At 69.2% G+C, this 22,001-nt stretch carries 18 protein-coding genes; 6 read left to right on the forward strand and 12 right to left on the reverse strand.

Annotation, left to right across the window (positions count from 1 at the left end; genetic code table 11):
• Window positions 1-20: 20 nt before the first annotated feature.
• Window positions 21-2,015, reverse strand: a complete 1,995-nt coding sequence (locus ACTMTJ_RS37050) for a S8 family serine peptidase (protein ID WP_441223375.1) — start codon at window positions 2,013-2,015, stop codon at window positions 21-23.
• 410 nt (window positions 2,016-2,425) lie between these two features.
• Here ACTMTJ_RS37050 and ACTMTJ_RS37055 point away from each other — a divergent pair, with 410 nt between their 5' ends.
• On the forward strand, window positions 2,426-2,956 hold the full coding sequence (locus tag ACTMTJ_RS37055) for a hypothetical protein (protein ID WP_441223376.1): 531 nt from the start codon (window positions 2,426-2,428) through the stop codon (window positions 2,954-2,956).
• Window positions 2,957-4,004: 1,048 nt separating this feature from the next.
• Here the strand turns inward: ACTMTJ_RS37055 and ccsB are convergent.
• Genes ccsB through hemL form a run of 6 tightly spaced genes read right to left on the reverse strand, consistent with a single transcriptional unit; the run spans window position 4,005 to window position 9,764 of the window.
• The gene (gene ccsB / locus ACTMTJ_RS37060; protein WP_441223377.1) at window positions 4,005-4,973 is read right to left on the reverse strand and encodes a c-type cytochrome biogenesis protein CcsB; all 969 of its coding nucleotides are present in this window, start codon (window positions 4,971-4,973) and stop codon (window positions 4,005-4,007) included.
• On the reverse strand, window positions 4,973-6,517 hold the full coding sequence (gene resB, locus ACTMTJ_RS37065) for a cytochrome c biogenesis protein ResB (protein WP_441223378.1): 1,545 nt from the start codon (window positions 6,515-6,517) through the stop codon (window positions 4,973-4,975). The genes ccsB and resB overlap by 1 nt, the downstream gene beginning before the upstream one ends.
• Window positions 6,517-7,269 carry a cytochrome c biogenesis CcdA family protein gene (locus ACTMTJ_RS37070; protein ID WP_441223379.1) on the reverse strand — a complete coding sequence of 251 codons (753 nt, stop codon included), beginning with the start codon at window positions 7,267-7,269 and terminating at the stop codon, window positions 6,517-6,519. Before ACTMTJ_RS37070 ends, resB begins: the two co-directional genes overlap by 1 nt.
• Before the next feature lies 1 nt (window position 7,270).
• The gene (locus ACTMTJ_RS37075) at window positions 7,271-7,816 is read right to left on the reverse strand and encodes a TlpA family protein disulfide reductase (RefSeq protein ID WP_441223380.1); all 546 of its coding nucleotides are present in this window, start codon (window positions 7,814-7,816) and stop codon (window positions 7,271-7,273) included.
• Complete coding sequence (locus tag ACTMTJ_RS37080; RefSeq protein WP_441223381.1) at window positions 7,816-8,466, reverse strand: histidine phosphatase family protein; 651 nt, start codon at window positions 8,464-8,466, stop codon at window positions 7,816-7,818. The genes ACTMTJ_RS37075 and ACTMTJ_RS37080 overlap by 1 nt, the downstream gene beginning before the upstream one ends.
• Complete coding sequence (gene hemL / locus ACTMTJ_RS37085; protein WP_441223382.1) at window positions 8,463-9,764, reverse strand: glutamate-1-semialdehyde 2,1-aminomutase; 1,302 nt, start codon at window positions 9,762-9,764, stop codon at window positions 8,463-8,465. Before hemL ends, ACTMTJ_RS37080 begins: the two co-directional genes overlap by 4 nt.
• A 101-nt stretch (window positions 9,765-9,865) precedes the next feature.
• Here hemL and ACTMTJ_RS37090 point away from each other — a divergent pair, with 101 nt between their 5' ends.
• The gene (locus ACTMTJ_RS37090; protein ID WP_441223383.1) at window positions 9,866-10,183 is read left to right on the forward strand and encodes an STAS domain-containing protein; all 318 of its coding nucleotides are present in this window, start codon (window positions 9,866-9,868) and stop codon (window positions 10,181-10,183) included.
• Here ACTMTJ_RS37090 and ACTMTJ_RS37095 read toward each other — a convergent pair.
• Window positions 10,133-11,764: a BTAD domain-containing putative transcriptional regulator gene (locus ACTMTJ_RS37095; RefSeq protein WP_441223384.1), complete on the reverse strand. Its 1,632-nt coding sequence runs from the start codon at window positions 11,762-11,764 to the stop codon at window positions 10,133-10,135. The genes ACTMTJ_RS37090 and ACTMTJ_RS37095 overlap by 51 nt on opposite strands.
• A 117-nt stretch (window positions 11,765-11,881) precedes the next feature.
• Here ACTMTJ_RS37095 and ACTMTJ_RS37100 point away from each other — a divergent pair, with 117 nt between their 5' ends.
• A complete protein-coding gene (locus ACTMTJ_RS37100) occupies window positions 11,882-12,646 on the forward strand; it encodes a hypothetical protein (RefSeq protein WP_441223385.1) in 765 nt (254 codons plus the stop codon).
• Between the two features lie 57 nt (window positions 12,647-12,703).
• On the opposite strand, the gene ACTMTJ_RS37105 is transcribed toward ACTMTJ_RS37100, so the two are convergent.
• Together ACTMTJ_RS37105 and ACTMTJ_RS37110 are read right to left on the reverse strand one after the other, a co-directional pair.
• Complete coding sequence (locus ACTMTJ_RS37105) at window positions 12,704-13,249, reverse strand: hypothetical protein (protein ID WP_441223386.1); 546 nt, start codon at window positions 13,247-13,249, stop codon at window positions 12,704-12,706.
• Complete coding sequence (locus tag ACTMTJ_RS37110; protein WP_441223387.1) at window positions 13,246-14,274, reverse strand: LuxR C-terminal-related transcriptional regulator; 1,029 nt, start codon at window positions 14,272-14,274, stop codon at window positions 13,246-13,248. The genes ACTMTJ_RS37105 and ACTMTJ_RS37110 overlap by 4 nt, the downstream gene beginning before the upstream one ends.
• Window positions 14,275-14,526: 252 nt before the next feature.
• Here ACTMTJ_RS37110 and ACTMTJ_RS37115 point away from each other — a divergent pair, with 252 nt between their 5' ends.
• Genes ACTMTJ_RS37115 through ACTMTJ_RS37125 form a run of 3 tightly spaced genes read left to right on the forward strand, consistent with a single transcriptional unit; the run spans window position 14,527 to window position 16,903 of the window.
• Window positions 14,527-15,285 (forward strand): hypothetical protein, encoded by a 759-nt coding sequence (locus ACTMTJ_RS37115; protein WP_441223388.1) that lies wholly within the window; start codon window positions 14,527-14,529, stop codon window positions 15,283-15,285.
• Window positions 15,282-16,040 (forward strand): hypothetical protein, encoded by a 759-nt coding sequence (locus ACTMTJ_RS37120; RefSeq protein WP_441223389.1) that lies wholly within the window; start codon window positions 15,282-15,284, stop codon window positions 16,038-16,040. Before ACTMTJ_RS37115 ends, ACTMTJ_RS37120 begins: the two co-directional genes overlap by 4 nt.
• A gap of 56 nt (window positions 16,041-16,096) precedes the next feature.
• Window positions 16,097-16,903 carry a hypothetical protein gene (locus tag ACTMTJ_RS37125; protein WP_441223390.1) on the forward strand — a complete coding sequence of 269 codons (807 nt, stop codon included), beginning with the start codon at window positions 16,097-16,099 and terminating at the stop codon, window positions 16,901-16,903.
• Window positions 16,904-16,994: 91 nt separating this feature from the next.
• Here ACTMTJ_RS37125 and ACTMTJ_RS37130 read toward each other — a convergent pair whose 3' ends face one another.
• Entirely contained in the window at window positions 16,995-17,537 is a 543-nt protein-coding gene (locus ACTMTJ_RS37130; RefSeq protein ID WP_441223391.1) for a response regulator, read from the reverse strand.
• The gene (locus ACTMTJ_RS37135) at window positions 17,537-21,907 is read right to left on the reverse strand and encodes a HAMP domain-containing protein (protein WP_441223392.1); all 4,371 of its coding nucleotides are present in this window, start codon (window positions 21,905-21,907) and stop codon (window positions 17,537-17,539) included. The genes ACTMTJ_RS37130 and ACTMTJ_RS37135 overlap by 1 nt, the downstream gene beginning before the upstream one ends.
• Window positions 21,908-22,001: the final 94 nt, after the last annotated feature.

Raw genomic sequence — 22,001 nt, forward strand, 5'->3', positions numbered from 1 at the left:
CCCGAGGTGGAGCTTGTCGATCAGTACACGTAGCCGAAGGCCTGCCACGTGTCGAAGGACTCGCGGCTGGCGATCAGCGGCTTGGCACCGGCCTGCTCAGCGGTCACCAACAGGAAGTTGGCCTGCGACTGGAGACCGATGGAGCCGTCACCGAGGTGGTAGTACCAGAAGCTCTGCCACTCGGCGATCGCCGTACGGCTGGCGATCAGCGGCTGGGCACCGGCCGCCTCGGCGGTGACGTACTTGTTGTTCGCCTTGGCCCGGAAGGCAACCGCGTCGCCGCCCAGGTCGATCATGTCGAACTGCTCCCACCCGCCGACCGCCGTGCGGCTGGCGATCAGCGGCTTGGTGCCACCGCTCTCCGCCGACACGATCTTGCCGTTGGCCAGGGCCCGCAGGCTGATCACGGAGACCGGAGAAGCCCAGTTGAACTTTTCCCAGTTACCGATCGCGGGGCGGCTGGCGATCAGCGGCTTGGTGCCACCGCTCTCCGCCGACACGTAGTTGCCATTGGCCAGCGCCTTGAGGCTGATCGTGCCGTCGGCGTTGTTGACCAGCTCGTACTTCTCCCAGTTACCGATCGCGGGACGGCTGGCGATCAGCGGCTTGGTGCCACCGCTCTCCGCCGACACGTAGTTGCCGTTGGACTTGGCCTTGAACGAGATCGTGCCATCGGCGTTGCTGACGACGTCGAACTGCTCCCAGGTGTTGACCACGCTGCCGCTCGCGATCAGCGGTGACGCGCCCGCGCTGGGAGTGGTGACGAACTTGTTGTTGGCCAGCGCGCGGAGACCGGTGGTCACCGGCAGCGCCGAGCCGATCCGCAGGAGCCGGTCGGTCGAGCCCGGCCCAGGGTTGCGCACCGCGGCGCGGGTCGCGGCGCCGACGATCCGGGCGTGCACCTGCTGCGGTGTCCACCCCGGGTTTTCGGAGAGGAGCAGGGCGGCCGCGCCGGCGACGTGCGGGCTGGACATCGAGGTGCCGGTGTACCGGGCGGTCGCGGTGTCGCTGTCGTTGACCGAGGACAGGACGTTGTTGCCCGGTGCGAAGATGTCGACGCACGTGCCGTAGTTGGCCCACGACATCCGGAAGTCGGCCTGGTCGGTGCCGCTCACCGTGATGGCCGCCGGAATGTGCGCCGGCGACTGGTCGCAGGCGTCGAGCGGCAGACCGAACTCGTCGCCGTTACCCGCCGACACGACGTAGGTGATACCCGAGTTGATCGAATTCTGCACGGCCTGGTCGAGCGCCACGCTCGCGCTGCCGACCCCGAGACCGAGGCTCATGTTGGCCACCGCCGGCTTGACGGCGTTGGCCGTCACCCAGTTGACACCGGCGATGATGTCGGCGACCTCACCGAGCGGGCCGCAGGGGAAGACCCGCACCGCCACCAGCTGTGCGCCCTTGGCCACGCCGTAGTCACGGCCGCCGATGGTGCCCGCGACGTGCGTGCCGTGCCCGTCACAGTCGTTGGCGTTGGTCGGCTCCTGGTCGTCGACCGTGTTGATGCCGTAGCTGGCGCGGCCGCCGAACTGCTCGTGCGAGATGCGGATGCCGCTGTCGATCACGTACGCGTGGACGTTGCCGGCCACGTTGGGGTACGTGTACGAGCGGTCGTAGGGCTGCCACTGCTGGTCGATCCGGTCGAGGCCCCAGGCTTGCGTGTTTTGCTGCGTGTCATTGAGCGCCACCAAGCGGTTTTGCTCGACATACGCCACATCGGGGTGCTTCGCGACGAGCTTGGCCTGAGCGGCCGTCATCTTCGCGGCGTAGCCCCGCAGGCCCTCGGTGTAGGTGCGGCGGACCGTGCCGCCGTACGTCTTGGCGAGGGACTTGGCATCGGCGTTCACGTCGGCGGCCTTCGCCTTACCGTCCTTGAACACCACGATGTAGCTGTCTTTGATGACTTTGCCGTTGTCCGGGTGGACGACGGCGGGCCGCTTGACGCTGCCCCGATCGCTAGGCGCGGCAGAGGCCGCACCACCGCTGACGACCGCGGTGACGGAGGACGCCATCGCGGTAAGGACGACGGCGGCCACAGCCGAGCGACGCGCTCGGCGAAGTTGGAACACGACAGACTCCCCGTAGGTTCAGCGTCCACTGTGGAGGGGTGGACGGACACTGCCTTCCGGCAAAAGACGAGGCCCATCCTCGTCTATGGGGTGCGATGTACGGCTCATCCGTTCGGACGAAAGGCTCTGAACGGAAACAGCCCATCGGGTGAATCACTCCCGAGGCGAATGTGGGTTTGTCAAATGTGGGACGTGTCAGATGGCGCCGATCGGCGCGGCGATTGGCGATCGGCGGGCTTTGTGTGGCAATCCTGGCGGTCGCCGAACCGGCCAGATCGGTAGCTTACGGCCAGTACCATCACCTCGGCGCCGGGACTGTCGGCGAATGGACAGGCGTAGTCGGACGTTTGACAGTGCGTGATACCGGTGTACGCGCCGGCACGCACGACTTCGTCGCGACCCGCTTTCTGGCCAAGCGCGAATCGGGCGGGCGCACGGCGTGGCTCGAGGCGGGCTGGGCGGAGACGGGTTGGTCCGGCAGCGGGCGGCAGCGGGTCTACACGTACGACACCAACCGCGGCCAGTGGACCTTCTACGACCAGTACGAGCTCGCCGACGGCGACCAGATATGGATTTCCGTACACACCAAGCGGGACGGCGTGTGGGAGGCCTGGCTCTGGTGGCGGGGCGGCTGGCACCTGTTGACCAACCAGCGCCTGGGCACCGAGCGGGCTCAGCTGGAGCAGTACGTCGAGGTGCACGTCGACGGCGAGGGGGCGATCGCGGTGCCACGGGTCGCGGTCGACAACGTCCAGGTGCGTGACGGAAACGCGGTCCGGTACTGGCGCGAAGCCGACGTGCGTACGGCCTCCGGCGGTGGCTCCGGCGGCTACTGCCTCGACTGGGCCACCCGATTCGACACCTGGACCGCGGGCAGTTGTTGACGGGGCGGCGCGCCTGCGGCGAGCTGGGGCCACAGGTGCCACAACTCTCCGCCGGTACGGTCGGCGAACGGCGCTGTCGCGCCGGTGTTCAGCCACGTATGGCTGCTCGTCCAAGCCTCCCTGTCGGTGTTCTGCGCGGTGACCTGGATCCCGCCGTACCGTCCCAAGGTTGTCCACATAGGAATACGTCAGCGGCATGAGTGCGGTGCCGGACGGTTGGCCCTGCATCGCGACGGTCGGCGCGTGGGAACTCAGCGGGAAGGACGCCGCTGTCGAGCACGGTGCCGCTTCGGTCCAGCAATCGAGCCGGCGCCACCTTGCGAAACCCGGCGCCGGTGAGGCACGCTCACCGATCAGCCGGCGGCGTCAGGCAGGATGGTGGATTTCGAACTTCCAGCCAGCTCCCGAACCAGCCCTGATGATGGTGGTGACATGTGGGAGTGTGCCCGCCCGCCATACTCTGGCCCGCCTCCGGTTCGGGCAGGCCGACCTCACCAGCCGTGTTGACGGCTAACCGCAACCGGACCGCGCTGCCGCAATTGTGGACGAGGACGGGAGTGGCGCCGGCGAGGATTTAGTAGGTGCGGACCTTGTCGACGGTGAGGTCGTAGACGCGCTGGTGTTGACTCAGGCGCGGGTGCACACAACGGTTGGCGACCGGTGGTCGGCGGTCTCGAAGGCGTACCCGGGTTTGGGGTCCTGGCGTACACCCAGCGGTTTTCGCCGTTTACCGGAATGGGTGTTCGTCGGTCGCGGTGGTCGTCGCCATCCGGTCGCCCTTATCGCCGTCTACGTCGACGGTGACATCGACAAGCTTCTTCTCGCTTGCTGGTGCCGTCGGCCATGAGCACGGTGGTGCCGCCGGTGAAGCGCCGCGCCCGTGGGCAGCTCACAGCTGGTTGGCGCGGTCGAAGCCGGGCGCCTTGGCGGCCGGCGGCGGCGCCACGGACGCCGCGTTGCGCGCCGGCTGCGGCCGCTTGTCCAGCTGCTTCAAACGGGTACTGGCGGCGCGGCGACCGCGGCACGCGGACAGAACGTCCGATTGGGGCTACAAGCCGCCGTACGAGTGGAGGCCGGTGAAGAAGATGTTGACGCCGAAGAGGTTCATCAGCATCGTGAGCCAGCCGATCACCGCGATCCACGTGGCGGTCGTGCGCTTGACGCTCGGCGTCGCGCGGGCGTGCAGGTAGCCGGCGTAGACGATCCAGGAAATGAACGCCCAGACCTCCTTGGGGTCCCAGCCCCAGTAGCGGCCCCATGCCGCCTCCGCCCAGATCGGGCCGGCGATCAGGGCGCCGAACGTCCAGATCGGAAACGCGAACGCGTGCAGCCGGAAGGTCAGCCGGTCGAGGGCCGCCGCCTCGGGGACGCGCGGACCCAGCGAGTACGGGAAGCTGCGCTTGCCCCGGTCGTAGCCGCTGCGGATGAGGAACATGGCCGCCGGCACGAAGCCGAGCAGGAAGATGCCGGACGAGAGCACCGCGGCCGAGACGTGCACGACGAACCATGTCGACTTGAGCGCGGGCACCAGTGGCGCCACGTCGGTGTAGAGCACCATGCCGGCGACGCCGAGCAGCAGCACCATCGCGGTCGCCACGAAGAGGCCGAGGTGGCGGATCGCCGGCCGCTGGGAGAGCACGACAAGCCAGGCCACGCTGCCCACGAACGTCACCGAGAGCACGAACTCGTACATGTTGCCCCACGGCATGCGCTCCGCCGCGATGCCGCGGGTGACGAGCGTGCCGAGGTGGACGAGCGCGGCGAGGGCGGTGACCGCTACGGCCGCCTTGCCGGCTAGGGCGGCCCGGTCGCGCTTTGCGAGAGGCGGCTCCAGCGGCTCTTCCACCTCGACCGCGGCGGACGGGGCCCCGACCGCGACCAGCTCGCGTGCCGGCAGCGCGGCAGCCCGGCCGATATGGCTGCGGTTGCCGAAGGCGTACTCCGCCGCGTGGCAGACCATCGCCGCGACGTATGACAAGATCGCGACGACCAGGAGCTGATCGGACAGTGCGGACATCAGCGTTTCTCCACGGCCTCGATGGTCTGCTTGAACTCCTCGGCGAACCCGGAGTAGTCGGTGCGCGGCAGCCCACCGGCCTCCACCAACCTACTACCTCCCGTAGTGGCACGGAAGAACACCCTCCGGCGCTTGCCGGTCAGCGAGAGCAATAGCCCCAGCAGGCCGATCGCCGCGCCACCGAGCGCGATCTTTTCGCCCGGGTCGTAGCGGATGGAGAGCGTGGCGTACTGCCGCGTGCCGAGGAACTCCACCGTGCTGCCGTCGTCGAGCGTCATCTTCTCGCCGACCCGCAGTAGTGTCGCGTCGCCCACGCGCTTGAGCCGTCCGTTGGCGACCTGCCGCTGGTCGAGGCGGTAGATCGAGCCCGGGATGCCGGCGTCGAGCCCGAGGTTGCCCCGGTAGGCCCACAGCATCAGCGCCGGCGAACGCTCCGCGGGGAAGACCGAGCGGGTGTACGGCGGCTGGTTGGGCGCGGTGGGCAGGTAGAGGCCCTCGAACGCCACCTGCGCGTCGGGGTCGCGGGCGCCGGACGCCTTCGGGTCGACGTTGGCGTCCGGGAACGCGGCGACGCCCTCGCTGGTCAGCATGCCGTCGACGGTCAGGAACGGCGCGACGGTGGTCTGCGCCTGCCCGTACTTGTCGGTGTATCGGATCACCGGCGCGTACCCGTGGCCGAGGAGGTAGACGTTGGCGCCGTCGAGGCGCAGCGGGGAGTTGACCGAGAAGTCGCGCGGCGCGCCGTCGTCCACCCGCACCGTCGCCCGGAAGGAGGACGGCTGCCCGCTCGGCAGGAAGTCGGCGTGGAAGTCGGTCAGCTCCAGGCAGAAGCGGGGCAGGTCGGCCCCGTCGACCCGAGGACCGAGGCCGGACTCGTCAAACTGCTGGAGCGTGTTGCAGAACGCCGTGTCGGCGCCGGCGACGAGCAGGCGGTTGCCGTGCCAGCCGTACCAGGAGCCGAAGGCCACGCCGGCGAGCACCGCGAGCAGCGCGAAGTGGAAGAGCAGGTTGCCGGTCTCCTTGAGGTACCCCTTCTCGGCGGAGACGGTGTCGCCGCGGACCGCGACCCGCCAGCGGCGCTTGCGCAACGCGGCGCCGATCTCCTCGGCACCACCCACGGCCTGCTCGACGGTCGCGTGCTGCGGCAGCCGGTCGAGCCGGGCCGGCGCCTTGGGCGGGGCGCTGCGCATCGCCCGCCAGTGCTCGGCCAGGCGCGGCACGACGCAGCCCACCAGCGACGTGAAGAGCAGCAGGTAGATCGCGGAGAACCAGATCGAGGCGAACACCTCGAACATGCCGAGCCGGTCGAGCACCGGTGCGAGGTCGGGATGCTCGGCGAAGTACCGGTCGACGTCGTCGATGTTGACGCTGCGCTGGGGCAGCACCGAGCCGGGGATCGCGGCGACGGCGAGCAGGAAGAGCAGGATCAGCGCGGTGCGCATGCTGGTCAGCTGCCGCCAGGAGTTGCGCAGCATCGCGATCAGCGGGTTGGCCCGCCCCGGCCCCGGTGCCGGCGAGGTCGCGCGCTCCTCGGTGGCCACCATCAGATGCTGACCTCTCCGACGCCGACGGTCGTCTGTAGCCAGATGAGGAAGCTCTGCCACCCGCCGGTGACCAGCGCGAGCCCGACCACGATCAGCAGCGCGCCGCCCGCCCGGGTGACCCATTGGCTGTTGCGCCGGATCGCCTTGAACACCCCGAGCAGCTGGCGGAAGCCCAGCCCGAAGGCGACGAACGGCAGGCCGAGCCCCAGGCAGTACGCGACCGCGAGCACCACCGCCCGGTCGGCCTTGCCGCTGACCGACGCCATGGTCAGCACCGCGCCGAGCGTCGGGCCGACGCAGGGCACCCAGGAGAGCGCGAAGACGGCGCCGAAGATCGGCGCCCCGATCAGGCCCGCGTTGGGCAGCTTGTGGATCCGGAACTCGCGCTGCATCCCCGGTACGAGGCCGAGGAAAGCCAGCCCCAACACAATGATCAATGCACCGCCGATGATCTCCAGCAGCCGCCTGTTGCCCAGCAGCGCACCGGTGGCGCTGGTGAAGAGCACCGCGGTCAGCGTGAACACGACCGTGAAGCCGGCGATGAAGAGCGACGTGCCAGCGAGTACCCGGCGCATCCGCTGGGTGCCGGCGTCGAGTTCGGCACCGGACAGCCCGGTGACGTACGACAGGTAGCCCGGCACCAGCGGGAGCACGCACGGCGAGAGGAAGCTGACCAGCCCGGCGAGGGCGGCCGCGCCGATCGCCAGCGCGAGGGGACCGCCGTTGGCCAGCTCCCGAAACGTCTCGCCCATCTCAGCTCTTCTCGGCCGCCACCCGGGCGACGATCGGCTCGAAGTCGGCCGCCTTGACCGAGGCGCGGATCACCACCGCGATCCGGCCCTCGCGGTCGAGCACGATCGTCGCCGGGATGGTGTTGGGCGGGATGTCGAAGTCGAGGGCCAGCTTGCTGGACGGGTCGATGACGCTGGGGTAGGTCACCTTGCCCTGCTGAAAGGCCTTGGCCTTGTCACGGTCGTCGCGGATGTTGATGCCGAGGAAGCGCACGCCGCGATCTTTGGTGGCGAGGTAGACCTGCTCCAGGTCGTCGATCTCGGCCCGGCAGGGCGCGCACCACGAACCCCAAAAGTTGATCACCACGACCTGGCCGCGATCCTGGCTCAGGTCGTACCGGCCGCCCTCGAGCAGCTCACCGGAGAGTCGCGGTGGGGTCGGGCGCTTGTCGACGGGACACTCGATCGTCCCGGTCGAGGAGGTGTCGCAGCCGTCGCGCTCGCCCCCGTCGCACGCGGTGAGTGTCGCGGCGAGGAACAGAGCGGCGAGCGCGGCCCGAAGTCGCATCAGGCGCCTTTGGCCGTCCGGGCGCCCGGCGACATCGCGACAAGGTGTGCGGCCGGCTCGGAGTAGCCGATGCCGACGATCTTCTCGTCTTCGAAGTGGAACGAGGTGAGGCTGGCCAGGCCGCACTGCCGGCGCCGAGGGTCGTGCCAGAGTCGTTTGCGCTCGACGTACCGGCGGAGGATCCACACCGGCAGCTGGTGCGAGACGCAGACCGCCTCGCGCCCGTCGGCCGCCACCCGCGCGGCGTGCAGCGCGGCGAACATCCGCTCGGCGATCTGCTTGTACGGCTCACCCCAGGAGGGGGTCACCGGGTCGCGCAGCACCCACCAGTTGCGCGGGTCGCGAAACGAGCCGTCGCCCGGACCCACCTTCTTGCCCTCGAACCAGTTGGCGCTCTCGATCAGCCGCTCGTCGACCGCCACCGGCAGCTTGAACTGGGCCGCGATCGGCTCGGCCGTCTCCTGGGCGCGCTCCAGCGGACTGGCCACCACGTAGGCGACGTCGCGCTCGGCGAGGGCCTGCGCCGCCGCCTTGGCCATCTGCCCGCCCAGCTCGGAGAGGCGGAACCCGGGCAACCGGCCGTACAGGATCTTGTCTGGGTTGTGCACTTCCCCGTGCCGAAGCACATGCACCACCGTGCTGCTGGTCATGAATCGCTCCCCGCTGCCGCCGCGGCGGCCGCTGCCGCGGGCAGTGCCGCCGATATCACTTCCAACGCGTCGTCGCCGATCGCGGTGGATACGAACCATGCCTCGAACGCGCTGGGCGGCAGGTAGACCCCGCGGCTCAGCATCGCGTGGAAGAACGCCTTGAACGCGGCGACATCCTGCGTCTTGGCGCTGTCGTAGTCGAACACCGAGCCGCCGGTGAAGAAGATCGAGAACATGTTGCCCGCGTACGCGAGGCGGTGCGCGACTCCGGCCTTGCCGAGCGCCTCGCTGGCGAGCCCGCCGACGACGGTGGCGGTCTCGTCGAGGCGGCGGTAGACCTCGGCGTCGGCCAGGCGGAGGCTGGCCAGCCCGGCGGCACAGGCGAGCGGGTTTCCGGAGAGCGTGCCGGCCTGGTAGACCGGGCCGGCCGGGGCGAGGCGACCCATGATCTCCGCGCGCCCGCCGAAGGCCGCGGCGGGAAGGCCACCGCCCATGACCTTGCCGAACGTGTACAGGTCGGCGTCGACCGGCTCGATCTCGGCCCAGCCGCCGCGGGCCACCCGGAAGCCGGTCATGACCTCGTCGACGATCAGCAGGGCGCCGTGCCGGTGGGCGATCTCGGCGAGCGCCTTGTTGAACCCGTCGTGGGGGGCGACGACGCCCATGTTGCCCGCCGCGGCCTCGGTGATCACGGCCGCGATGTGCTCGCCGTCGGCGGCGAAGGCGGCCTCCACGGCGGCCACGTCGTTGTACGGCAGCACGATGGTCTCGCTCGCGGCCGCGCCGGTGACGCCCGGCGAGTCCGGCAGCCCGAGCGTCGCCACGCCCGACCCGGCGGCGGCGAGCAGCGCGTCGACGTGCCCGTGGTAGCAGCCGGCGAACTTGACGACCTTGGCGCGGCCGGTGAAGCCGCGGGCCAGCCGGATCGCGGACATCGTGGCCTCGGTGCCGGAGTTGACCAGGCGCACCTGGTCGATCGGCGTACGCGCGACGATCTCCTCGGCGAGGTCGACCTCACCCGGCGTGGGTGTGCCGAAGCTGGTCCCGCGCGCCGCGGCGGCCTGCACGGCCGCGACCACCTCGGGGTGCGCGTGGCCGTGGATCAGCGGGCCCCACGAGCAGACAAGGTCGACGTAGCGCCGGTCGTCCGCGTCGTACATCCACGGACCGTCACCACGGACCATGAAACGGGGCGTGCCGCCGACCGCGCGGAACGCTCGAACGGGTGAGTTGACCCCACCCGGCACTATGGCTCGGGCGCGGTCGAAGAGGGCGTCGGATCTCGGCGTGTCACTCACGGTCCAGCCATTCTGACAGCGTTACCTGACGTGGGGGCAAAGCCCCCCGGCCGGGGGGCTTCCACCGGGCGGCCTCCCCTAGATCACGATAGGCTGATGGGGTGGAACGTCCGGAGTTGTCCATCGCGGTGCTTCGCGATCCCGACGAGATCGTGCTCAAACTCGCGGGTGAGATCGACATGCTCACGGCCGCCCGGCTTTCCAGCGTCGTCAATGAGCTCCTGACCGACGCGCCCGTGCGCATCGTGCTCGATATGGCAGGGGTCACGTTCTGTGACTCGCAGGGCCTCGGCACGATCGTGGTGCTGACCAAGAAGGCGAGCCACACGCAGAGCGTGCTGCTCCTCACCAACCTGGGCGACTTCCTGCTACGCGTGCTGGACATCACCGGCTTGCGGTCGGCCCTCACGGTCCGGTAACCGTCCGAAGATCAGGAGTCCGCGCAGCGAGTCGGCGAGCTTGGGCGTGATCACCTGGCGGGCGACCATGTGTTCGACGGAGGCGTAGGGCCCGTGGAGCGCGCGGTCGGCCACGATCATCTGCGTGAGGTACGTGGTCACGCCCGGTAGCATCGCGATCACGTGTTCGGGCACGGCATTGATGTCGACGAGCCCGCCGTCGTCAAACTGGCGGGGCAGGTCGGGGCGGCCGATCAGCAGCTCGCGGGCCAGGTCGGGCCTCCAGCGCACGATCTGGAGGGCCTGCTCGCGGCGGGCGGCGCGGTGGGGATCGGCGTCCCGCGCCCGTTTCACCGTCAGCGCTCCGATGATCGCGGCGTGTACGGTGCTGGCGCTCCACACGACGAAGGCGGCGAGGAACCACGCCCAGCCGTGCGCCTCCGAGAGCTCCGCGTCCGGATCGTCGAGGTTGGGATCGGTGAACAGCGCGACCAGCGACACCACCGCGAGGAGCAGGTAGCCGGCCGCGGCCAGCGCGTTGGGCCAGCTCCGCCGCCGCAGTGCGTAGACGCCGACGACGAGCCAGCTGAGGTAGCCGCAGGTGCCGAAGGTCAGCACGATCGCGCCGACCAGCCAGACCCACGCCCACCACCGCGACGGCCGGTCGGGCGGCAACCGCAGCGGCGGAAGCATCGCCGGGCTGGGCATCGAAGGAGGCGTGGGCGGCGCACCCGGCGGCGGTGACACGGGTGGTGGCGAGACAGGCGCGGCCGGTGCCGGACTGTCCACCGGGGCGGCGAGCGTGGGATCCGAACGCAGGATCCGCTGGTGCAGCTGCTGGAGTGGCTCGCCCGGCTCGGCGCCGAACTCCTCCACGAAGAACGCGCGCGCGTCCCGGTATGCCGCGAGCGCCTCCGCCTGCCGGCCGGTGCGGTAGAGCGCCAGCATCAGGTGGTGGCGCAGCTGCTCGCGGAGCGGGTATTCGGCGATGAGGCGGACCAGCTCCGGCACGAGCGTGGCGTGGCGGCCGAGCATCAGCTCGGTCTCGGCCCACGACTCCAGCGCGGCCGCCCGGCTCTCCGACAGCCGGTCGCGTGCCGCGTCGAACACCGCCCCGGTCAGCCCGGCGAGCGGATCCGCCCGCCACAGCGCGAGGGCGGCCTGAAGCTCCGCCGCGGCCCGGACCAGCTGGCCCGCCTCGCGCGCGGCCAAAGCCTGCCGGACGCGGTCGCGGAAGACGTCGGCGTCCAGCGCGCCGGGCTCGATGCTGAGCATGTATCCGGCCTCGGTCAGCGTCAGCAGCTGCCACGGCGCGCGCAGCGTGCGCTCGGGCTCGAGGGCGCGGCGCAGGCCGGCGACGTACTTCTGCACGACGTTCGCGCCGTTTCCCGGCGGCTCGTCCTGCCACACCGCAGTGACGATCTGGGACGCGCTGACCGGACGGTTGGCGTTGAGCAGCAGCACGGCCAGGACCGCGCGCTGCTTTACCGGGCCGAGCGCTATCTCGTCGTCGCCGTCGAAGGCGCGTACGGGACCCAGGATCTCAAAGCGTTTCAGCTCAGCCTCACCCCGTCTGACCAGGCCATGTCGCGAAAACGGCAAGCGACCGCAGCGATGCGGCAGCCATGCGCAGCATAACGGCAGCGTTCCAGCAGGGTCGCTTTCCACGATCGCTGGGCGCACCACCCGCGCATCCGGAAAACGCATAGAGAGACTGAGATGAGGCGAAGGATCTTCCTCGCGCTCACCGCGAGCGCGCTACTGATCACCGGCTGCCAAGGCGCCGTCGACGCGGCCGATCCGCCGCCCACACCGGCCGAGAAGCTTCGGGACGCGGTGCCGGACGGCTCGCAGGGCACTTTCCGGTACACGATGAAGGAGCTGGAAGGCGACGCGAAGGGTGAGGTAAACCCGAAAGACAAGCGGATGACCTACACGGCGGTATTCAAAGACAAAGATCTGGGCTTCAGCATGACGATGGCGATCGTCGTCATCGACCAGCAGGCCTGGACGAAGGTCACGTTCAGCGGGACCAAGGGCATCACCGGGCTGCCCAAGCTGCCGCCGAAGTGGCTGGAGCTGGACACGTCCAAAGTGGACGACCCGGAGGACGTGAGGTACACGCACCCGGACCCGACCGGCGCCGTGGTACTGCTCGACCACATCGTGGACGCGACGGAGACGTCACAGGGGGCGTTCAAGGGGACGGTCGACCTCACGGCGGCGGCTGAGGTGGAGGTGGTCGACGCCGAGGCGCTGACCGCCCTGGGCGAGAAGGCCAAGGCGGTGCCGTTCGAGGCGGCCGTCGACGGTTCCGGGCGGCTCACGTCGCTCGCGCTCGACGTGCCCGCGGCGGGCAAGGCGGCCGCGTTCACGTGGGAGGCGACGTTCAGCGACTACGGCACCGCACCGGCGGTGAAGGCACCGCCGGCGGCGCAGACAGTGCCCGCACCGCCGGAGGCGTACGACCTGCTGAACGGCTAGCTTTCTCGGTCGAGGCTCCTCTCACATCGAGAGGAGCTTCGACCATGGGCGCCGGGTTCAGACGCAGTTGCCGCAATGTGGCACCGGGTCGTCGTCGTCCCGCCCTGGCGGCGGGCCAACCGTGACGCGATGGGCCACCAGAGGGTCGTAGACCGGGATCGGCCTCACGCTCAGCTGCTCGCTCCCGTCCACCGGATCAAGGGCGTAGCACGACAGCCGGCCGTTCTGTTCGGGGTTGAAGACGAGGCATATCGCCCGAGGCGGGTAGTCCGGTCGTTGCGCGTCGAGAGTCCGGGTAAAGCCGGCCGCATCGGCCGTGCCAGCAAGATCGTCGGCATTGGAGTATCCGATGAGCCGCCCGGTCGTCGCGGACAACCCGTAATAGGCGACGGTGAACGCGGCGCCGGGCGGCAGGGGGCTGGATGGACAGGGCAGGATCCAGCCGCTCACGCTGACGTTTCCCAGCGGGGCCGGCCGCGCGCTCATCTCACCCGTGGCGCACGCCGCCGTGGTCCACGACACCGGCACCGCGCTGGCCGGGGCGGGTGCCGCCACGATCAGCGCCGCCACGGCGACGAACAACGGGCGGGTCCACAGTTTCACCGGATGTCTCCTTCGGTCGTCGTCGTGCTCGCGGCGGGTGAGGTGGCGACGCCCAGGGCGCCGATGGCGACGCCGAGCTGGAACCGGTTTTCCACACCGAGGCGGTCCATGAGGCCGCGGAGCAGGTTGGACACCGTGCGCCGGCTCACCCGCAGCACGGCGGCGGCACTCGCGTCGGTGTGACCCGAGACCAGCAGCGCGATGAGGTCCTGCTCCCGCGTGGACAGCGAAAGCCTCGCCATACGCTGCTCCTGTCCCGGGACGGCCATCGACCAATGCCGCTCGAAGAGCTCGACCAGCGCGGCGACGACGGACCCGTCGGTCACTTCGAGGTATCCGTGGTCGAGGTTGTCGGCGGTGACCGGCATAAACGCCACCCGGCGGTCCAGGACGATCAGCTTCGTCGGCACGTCGATCGCCTGCCGGTAGTCCGGGCGTTCGTCTCCGGACGATCGGCCGTGTGCCACCAGCGGATCGGCATCCACCGGCTGCACACCCAGCACGCGCATGCGCACTCCCCTGGACAGCAGTGTCCGGTCGAGCGGCACCGCGGAGCGGGCGGACTCCGCGTCGAACTCCCGGTCGGGTTGCATCGCCAGGTGTTCGTGCCGGACGACGCCGTTCAACTCGGCCAGGCGCTCGCGGGTCATCGCGCGACTCGGCAGGTGCCGCAGGCCGTCACCGAGCGGCACCGGCGCCGCGCCGGCCCCGCGCGACCGCTGCCTCGCCGGCGTCGACCGGCGACGGTGCTGACGCAGTGCCGAAATGACATCGTCTGGTTTCCCAGCCGTCCAGACGGTCTCCGTCCGATCCGGGCGCCGGCGCCCGCCGACCACGCCGAGGGACGCCAGCTCTTCGATCGCCGCCGCCACTCGCGACGGCGGCAGGCCGAGATCATGCTCCAGCCGCACCGCCGTCCGCGCCCCCAGCGTCAGCAGGCAGCGGTACACGAGGTCGGCATCGACCGACGAGCCATATCTGACCAGTGACGGTGCCGGTGGACCAAGGACTTTTGAACCCCCCACGCCGCCCAGAAAACCACGACGCTTGTCCATGTACGAGCGTGTTACCGAGTCGTGATGTGCCGATGCACAATCGCGCATGATCGCTTGCCAGGCCACGGATACGCGTTGATGCGCGATTGCGAATGTGGCGCGTAACGAAACAGATACGGCGACGAGCCGTGGCGTCGCGAATGGTTTCCTCCCTTGGCATTGCCTGAAGGGAGTGGTGGGTTGAGAGGGTTGTTGCGTGGTCTGGCCGCGACCATTCTGGTCGTGGTGGCCACAGTCGGGTTGGCGCGGCCGGCATTGGCCGACTGGCAGCCGAAGACACCAGAAGACATGAACGAGTTCACCGAGCTGACCGACGCCTATCTCCGGCTGACCGAGGCGTTCGGCGGCGGGGGCGGTGGTGGCGGCGGGGGGCCGGAGCTGGAGGAGGCGATCCGCCAGATCATCGAGGCGGTCGAGCAGGCGAAAGACCAGATCGTCCAGCACATCGACGAGATCACCAGCGCCGAGGTACAGGCGTGCGTGCGTACGCACACGATCGAGTTCGCCGACATCGAGAACATGAGCCGTACGGTCCTTCAGCTGTGGGCGCAGGACGCCACGTTCTGCGCGTCGCAGGCGACCGAGTACTTCTCCGCGGTGAGCACCCTGCGAGCGGCCGACAACATCGGCTTTCTCACCGGTGAGATCTACATGATCGCGTCCGCCGCCCGGGCCAAGGCGGGCTTCAGCATCGTGGCGCTGGTGGAAAACAACATCCGCGCCAACGAAGCCATCATCGCGAGGCTTACCCCGACGAACTGCGCCATCAAGCGGCACCCGCCGGAGCAGGGAACTCCGCCGGAGCGGTGGTGGGAATGCACCGCGTACAACGGCGACGTCGGAAGGTCGGGCATCTGCACCGGCTTCGCGTGCCAGCCGAATCGGGCGGTCGCCGAGGATCGCGCCACGCTCAAGACGAGCCGGGCGATCGCCAAGGACGCGTTGCCGAGACTGCGGGCGGCGTTGGAGGGAGCCGCTTGAGCGCGAAACTGACGCGCCGGTTGGCGGCGTCCGCCGTCGTGGCGGGGATGGTGCTGGCGGGCACGGCCACGCCGGCGCGGGCGGAGGTCGTCCCGGCTCCGCCCCCGGCCGGCCCGGTCATCACCGTGGTGATTTCGATCTCCAGCTTCTTCGAGGAGGAAGAGGAGGAACTGTCGGCCCAGGAGGTCGCACTGCTGATCCGTGAGTCAATTGGGGCGATCGACACCGCCCGTGCCGAGGTGCAGCAACACCTCGACGCGCGCATCGCCGCAGATGTCAACGTGACCCTTGCGGCGGCGCGGATCGAAATGCTCGACTACGCGGCCTGGCGCGACGACGAGATCGCACTCTGGGAAAACGCCAGGAAGTTCAACACCTGGGCCAACAACGCCAGCGCCTACCTCGGGGCCGTCCAGAGCAGGGCCGCCGAGGACAAGCTCGGGCTGGCGGTCAACACGCTGTATCCGCTTGCCGTGATGCTGCGCGTCGATGCCGGAGCGGTCAACGGGGCACGGGAATTGCTGCGGGACCAGATCGACATCAACCGGTGGCTCGTGGACCGGCTCGCGCCGGCCTGCCACCAGACCCAGCAGCACTACGAATGTGTCGGGTACGACGGCACGACGGTGCGCGAGGCGGAGCCGACCACCGAAGAGAAAAAGCAGGAGATCAAGTTTCGGGCCGGGCAGCACACGAGCTGGGCGGTTGCCACGCGGGTCCTGCCCGAGCTCGAGCGCGCCCTGGCGGAGCTGTGAGGAAGGGGTTGTACATGAGAGGTCTCACATGGCGGCGCGGTATCGCCACGCTGGTCGTGGCGCTGGCGGTGATCCTGCCCGGCACAGCCCGGCCCGCACAGGCGGCCGATGACGTCCATCGGGTGCCGGCCGTCGAAAACCTCGTCAACGTCGTGTTCGTCGGTCTCGACATGTTCGTCAATCGGGACGCCTCGCCGTCCCGATTCCTGGAAATGGCGAGGCAGCTTTCCGGCGCCGTGGGCCAGGCCGTGCCGACCACGGCGGAAGAGGTCAGGAAGCACACCGACAGCGTGGTGGTCGCGGACGTGAACGGCTACCTGAACCACATCAGAGTCGAGATGGTCGACTTTACGGTTTGGGCGGACAACGAGATCGCCGCCAGCGACAACGCCAGAGACTTCGCGCGGTATGCGGGCGCGGCCAAGGCTCAGCTGGAGCGACCCGGCATCGACCAGACTTCGGCCAACGCGATCGGGTTCGCCATCAACGTGCTCTACGCGAACGCGGTCGTTGTTCGTGACCTGGAGATTCTGGGCTACCCGGGCGGAGGAACCCAGCTTCTCGTCGATCAGATCGCCGCCAATCGACACATGAGCCAACGGCTGGCGCCGGAGTGCCGCTACGTAGCCCTTCCGGCGCCGGAAGGCTCGATCCACCAGGTATACCGATGCAGAGGAGCCGACGGCACGGTCAAGGAAGGCCCGCTGGAGGTCTTCATGGTCGGCGTCGGCTGGTTAGAGCCCCAGCTCACCGACGCGCAGCGGAAGGCACTCGCGGAGGCCGCCGGCGCAAAGACGAGCTGGGCGGTGGCCGTCTCGATCCTGCCCGAGTTGGAGCGCGCGCTCGCCCAGCGGACGCCATAACGCACCTCGGTCAAGGCTCCCCTCGAGTCGCCGGCTCGAGGGGAGCCTTGCTCACGCGTACTCGATCCGCGTCTGTCGCCTCAACGGGTGGCTAGCCCCAGCGGGCCTGCTCCAGGAGGGTGACCGCGCGTTCTTGGGCGTCCGGGTCCGACGAGCGCAACAGTGTCGTGGCCTCGTCGACCGCCTCGGTGAGCGCGCGCCACTGGGTCTCGCGCTCACGGACCACTTCGGACTGTGCCTGTAGCTGCTGGGTCTTGATCCAGAGGTCGACGAAGACCGAGACCTTCGCGCGCAGCACCCACGGGTCGAACGGTTTGGTGAGGTAGTCGACCGCGCCGACCGAGTAGCCGCGCAGCGCCAGCTGGGCGTCGCGGTCGGCGGCGGTCAGGAAGATGATCGGGACGTGGCGGGTGCGTTCGCGGCGTTTGATGTGGCTGGCTGTCTCGAAGCCGTCCATATCGGGCATCTGCGCGTCGAGCAGGATGACCGCGAAGTCGTCTACCAGGAGTTGCTTGAGCGCGGCCTCACCGCTCTCCACGGCCACCGTGTGTACCGGTAGGCCTTGGAGGATGGCTTCGAGCGCGACTAGGTTGTCGCGCCGGTCGTCGACCAGCAGCGCCTTGGCGACACCCATTAGCTGATTACCTCCCGGCCGCCCCCGTTTACCCAGGCTGCCATCATCTCGATCAGCTCGTCGAGGTCGACGGGCTTGGTGATGTAGTCGCTCGCACCCGCTCCGATGGCCGACTCCTGGTCGCCGGGCATGGCCTTGGCGGTGAGGAAGACGACCGGCAGCTCGGCGAAGCGGTGGTTGCGGCGGATGGCGCGCGTCGTCTCGTAGCCGTCCTGGTCCGGCATCATCGCGTCCATCAGCACGATGTCCACCTCCGGGTGCTCTGCCAGCAACCGTACGCCATCGACCCCGTTGTCCGAGTAGAGAACCGTCATGCCGTGTAGCTCCAGCGCGCTGGTCAGGGCGAAGACGTTGCGCACGTCGTCATCGATGATCAGCACTGTGGCGCCGTCCAGCTGGCGGGCGGCGGGTGACGCCGGGCGCTCGGCCTCCGCCGGCTGCCGCAGCAACGGCAGGTCGGCCAGGGCCGGCAGGTCGGGCAGGTTGGACTTGGTCACCGGCAGCGCGATCGGCAGCGGCGTCTGCACCGCGTCGGGCATCAGCACGTCCGGTAGCAGCAGCGTGAATGTGGAGCCCTGGCCGGGCGACGAGGACACCGTGATCGTGCCGCCGAGCAGGCGGGCCAGGTCGCGGCTGATCGACAGGCCCAGTCCGGTGCCGCCGTAGCGACGGCTTGTCGTGCCGTCGGCCTGCTGGAACGCCTCGAAGATCAGGTCGAACTTGTCCGCCGAGATGCCGATGCCGCTGTCGGCCACGGTGAACGCGACGAGCGGCCGCGCCGACGCCGCCTGCTCTTCCGGCGCGGCGGGGGCGATGGTGAGCGTGACCGAGCCGCTGTCGGTGAACTTGACCGCGTTCGACAGCAGGTTGCGCAGGATCTGCTGGAGGCGCTGCGCGTCGGTGACCACGGCCGCGGGCAGCCCCGGCTCGACGGTCACCGCGAAGTCGAGGCCCTTCTCCTCGGCCTGCGGTGTGAACGCCTGCTCGACGTACGCCCGGATGTCCTGGAGGTTGACCTCGGTGGGCTCGACGTCCATCCGGCCCGCCTCGATCTTCGCGACGTCGAGGATGTCGTCGATCAGCGAGAGCAGGTCGGATCCGGCACTGTGGATGGTGCGGGCGAACTCGATCTGCTTGTCGGTCAGGTTGTGCTCGGTGTTGTCGGCCAGCAGCCGGGCCAGCAGGAGCAGCGAGTTGAGCGGCGTGCGCAGCTCGTGGCTCATGTTGGCGAGGAACTCCGACTTATACGCCGAGGCCCGGGTGAGCTGCTGCGCCTTCTCCTCCAGGCCGATCCGGGCCAGCTCGATCTCGCGGTTCTTCGTCTCGATGTTGGCCTTCTGCTCGGACAGCAGCTGCGCCTTGTCTTCCAGCTCGGCGTTGGTGCGCTGGAGCTCCGCCGACTGTTCCTGGAGCTCGTGCGCGAGCCGCTGCGACTGGGAGAGCAGCTCCTCGGTACGCCGGTTGGCCTGGATGGTGTTGAGCGCGATGCCGATCGTGGAGACGAGCCGCTCCAGGAACGAGATGTGCAGGTCGGAGTAGGCGTTGACCGAGGCGAACTCGATCACGCCGAGCATCTCTCCCTCGAAGAGGATCGGCAGCACCACGACGTCGCGGGGCTTGGTGGTCAGCAGCCCGGAGCGGAGCGTCAGCGCGCCGGTGGCGTCGGTGCTGACCCGGATCATCCGCCGCGATACCGCCGCCTGTCCGATCAGCCCCTCGCCGGGACCGAAGACCACCTCGTTGGTACGCGTGACGTAGCCGTACGACGCGGCCAGGCGCAGCCGCGTGGTGGCCTCGTCGTTGTCGACCAGGAAGAACGCGCCCAGCTGGGCCTCCACGAGCGGGGTGACCTCGCCCATCAGCATCCGGCAGACCTCGCCGAGGTCGCGCTGGCCCTGGAGCAGGCCGCCGATCCGGGCCAGGTTGGAGTCGAGCCAGCTCTGCTCGGCGTTCTTCCGGGTGGTCTCCCGCAGGGCCACGATCATCTGGTTGATGTTGTCTTTCAGCTCGGCGACCTCGCCCTGGGCCTCGACCGTGATCCGCTGGGTCAGGTCGCCCTTGGTCACCGATGTGGACACCTGCGCGATCGCCCGCAGCTGCGTGGTGAGCGTGGCGGCGAGCTGGTTGACGTTTTCGGTGAGGTCACGCCAGGTACCCGAGACGCCCTTGACCCGGGCCAGGCCGCCCAGCTTGCCCTCGATGCCCACCTCGCGGCCGACCCGGGTGATCTCCTCGGCGAACGAGGAGAGCTGGTCGACCATCGTGTTCACGGTGTTCTTCAGTTCGAGGATCTCGCCCTCGGCGTCGACCGTGATCTTCTGCGAGAGGTCGCCCTTCGCCACGGCGGTGGTGACGCTGGCGATGTTTCGCACCTGGCCGGTCAGGTTGGAGGCCATGAAGTTGACGTTGTCGGTGAGGTCACGCCAGGTGCCGGCGACGCCGCGTACCTGGGCCTGACCGCCGAGCTTGCCCTCGGTGCCCACCTCGCGGGCGACGCGCGTGACCTCCTCGGCGAACGAGGAGAGCTGGTCGACCATCGTGTTCATGGTGTTCTTCAGCTCCCAGATCTCACCCTGCGCGTCGACGGTGATCTTCTGGGAGAGGTCGCCGCGCGCCACGGCGGTGGAGACCTGGGCGATGTTTCGCACCTGGGCGGTGAGGTTTGACGCCATGAAGTTGACGTTGTCGGTGAGGTCGCGCCAGGTGCCGGCGACGCCGCGTACCTGGGCCTGACCGCCGAGCTTGCCTTCGGTGCCCACCTCGCGGGCCACGCGGGTCACCTCGTCGGCGAACGACGACAGCTGGTCCACCATCGTGTTCACGGTGCTCTTGAGTTCGAGGATCTCGCCGCGGGCGTCCACTGTGATCTTCTGGGAGAGGTCGCCCTTGGCCACGGCGGTGGTGACGCTCGCGATGTTTCGCACCTGAGAGGTCAGGTTGGAGGCCATCGAGTTGACGTTGTCGGTGAGGTCGCGCCAGGTGCCGAGCACGCCCTTCACCTGGGCCTGGCCGCCGAGCTTGCCCTCGGTGCCGACCTCGCGGGCCACGCGGGTCACTTCGTCGGCGAACGAGGAGAGCTGGTCCACCATCGTGTTCACGGTGTTCTTCAGCTCGAGGATCTCGCCGCGGGCGTCCACTGTGATCTTCTGCGACAGGTCGCCCTTCGCCACCGCGGTGGAGACCTGGGCGATGTTTCGCACCTGGGCGGTGAGGTTGCCGGCGAGCTGGTTGACGCTCTCGGTCAGGTCGCGCCAGGTGCCCGCGACGCCGCGCACCTGGGCCTGGCCGCCGAGCTTGCCTTCCGTACCAACCTCGCGGGCGACCCGGGTGACCTCCTCGGCGAACGAGGAGAGCTGGTCGACCATCGTGTTCATGGTGTTCTTCAGCTCAAGGATCTCGCCCTGGGCGGCCACGGTGATGGTCTGCGAGAGGTCGCCCTTCGCCACGGCGGTGGAGACCTGGGCGATGTTTCGTACCTGGGCGGTCAGGTTGGAGGCCATCGAGTTGACGTTGTCGGTGAGGTCTTTCCAGATGCCCGCCACGTTGGGCACCTCGGCCTGACCGCCGAGCTTGCCTTCGGTGCCCACCTCGCGGGCCACCCGGGTCACCTGCTCGGCGAAGGTGCGGAGCGTGTCGGTGAGCGAGTTGATCGTGTGGGCCAGCTCGGCGACCTCGCCCTTCGCCGACACGGTGATCTTCTGGGAGAGGTCGCCGCTGGCGATCGCGGTGGTCACCTGCGAGATCGACCGCACCTGGCTGGTGAGGTTGGAGGCCATCGTGTTGACCGAGTCGGTCAGGTCGCGCCAGGTGCCGGCGACGCCGCGCACGTCGGCCTGCCCGCCCAGCGCACCCTCGGTGCCGACCTCGCGCGCCACGCGGGTCACCTCGTCGGCGAACGAGGAGAGCTGGTCGACCATCGTGTTGACCGTGCGGCCGATGCGGAGGAACTCACCGCGTAGCGGGCGGCCATCGATCTCCAGCGCCATGTGCTGGGAGAGGTCGCCGTCTGCCACCGCCACGATGACCCGGGAGATTTCGGTGGTCGGGCGGCCCAGGTCGTCGATAAGTGAGTTGATGGCCCGCGCGTGGTCGGCCCAGGCGCCGTCGACGCCTTCTTCGTCGAGGCGCTCGGTGAGCCGGCCGTCCCGACCCACGATCCGGCTGATCTTGCGAACTTCGAGGTTTTGCCGCTCCTGAAGAGCCACGACGTCGTTGAACGCGTCGGCCACCTCGCCGGCCACTCCGGCCCGGCGGGGAAGGCGCACCTTCAAATCACCGCGGCGCACCCGCCGCAGCGCGTCCGCCAGCTCATTGAGGACAGCGGCCTCGTCCGACGCCGGCCGGGTGCTCACCTGCTTTGCCGTGGTCATGCAGTCCTCGCTCACCTTGGGTGGTTCTCCACATCATGGCCCGTGGTGTGCGGCAGATGCGAGCGCGCGAAGCGGGAGTCGTGAGGCTACGGGC

The organism is Phytohabitans sp. LJ34, assembly GCF_052068095.1.
Lineage (GTDB): Bacteria > Actinomycetota > Actinomycetes > Mycobacteriales > Micromonosporaceae > Phytohabitans.

Bases quoted from the DNA above. Each gene is read 5' to 3' on its own strand.
- ACTMTJ_RS37080 (WP_441223381.1), bottom strand. From the start codon at position 8,466: ATGACCAGCAGCACGGTGGTGCATGTGCTTCGGCACGGGGAAGTGCAC.
- ACTMTJ_RS37070 (WP_441223379.1), bottom strand. From the start codon at position 7,269: ATGGGCGAGACGTTTCGGGAGCTGGCCAACGGCGGTCCCCTCGCGCTG.
- ACTMTJ_RS37075 (WP_441223380.1), bottom strand. From the start codon at position 7,816: ATGCGACTTCGGGCCGCGCTCGCCGCTCTGTTCCTCGCCGCGACACTC.
- ACTMTJ_RS37135 (WP_441223392.1), bottom strand. From the start codon at position 21,907: ATGACCACGGCAAAGCAGGTGAGCACCCGGCCGGCGTCGGACGAGGCC.
- ACTMTJ_RS37130 (WP_441223391.1), bottom strand. From the start codon at position 17,537: ATGGGTGTCGCCAAGGCGCTGCTGGTCGACGACCGGCGCGACAACCTA.
- resB (WP_441223378.1), bottom strand. From the start codon at position 6,517: ATGGTGGCCACCGAGGAGCGCGCGACCTCGCCGGCACCGGGGCCGGGG.
- ACTMTJ_RS37050 (WP_441223375.1), bottom strand. From the start codon at position 2,015: ATGGCGTCCTCCGTCACCGCGGTCGTCAGCGGTGGTGCGGCCTCTGCC.
- ccsB (WP_441223377.1), bottom strand. From the start codon at position 4,973: ATGTCCGCACTGTCCGATCAGCTCCTGGTCGTCGCGATCTTGTCATAC.
- ACTMTJ_RS37100 (WP_441223385.1), top strand. From the start codon at position 11,882: ATGAGGCGAAGGATCTTCCTCGCGCTCACCGCGAGCGCGCTACTGATC.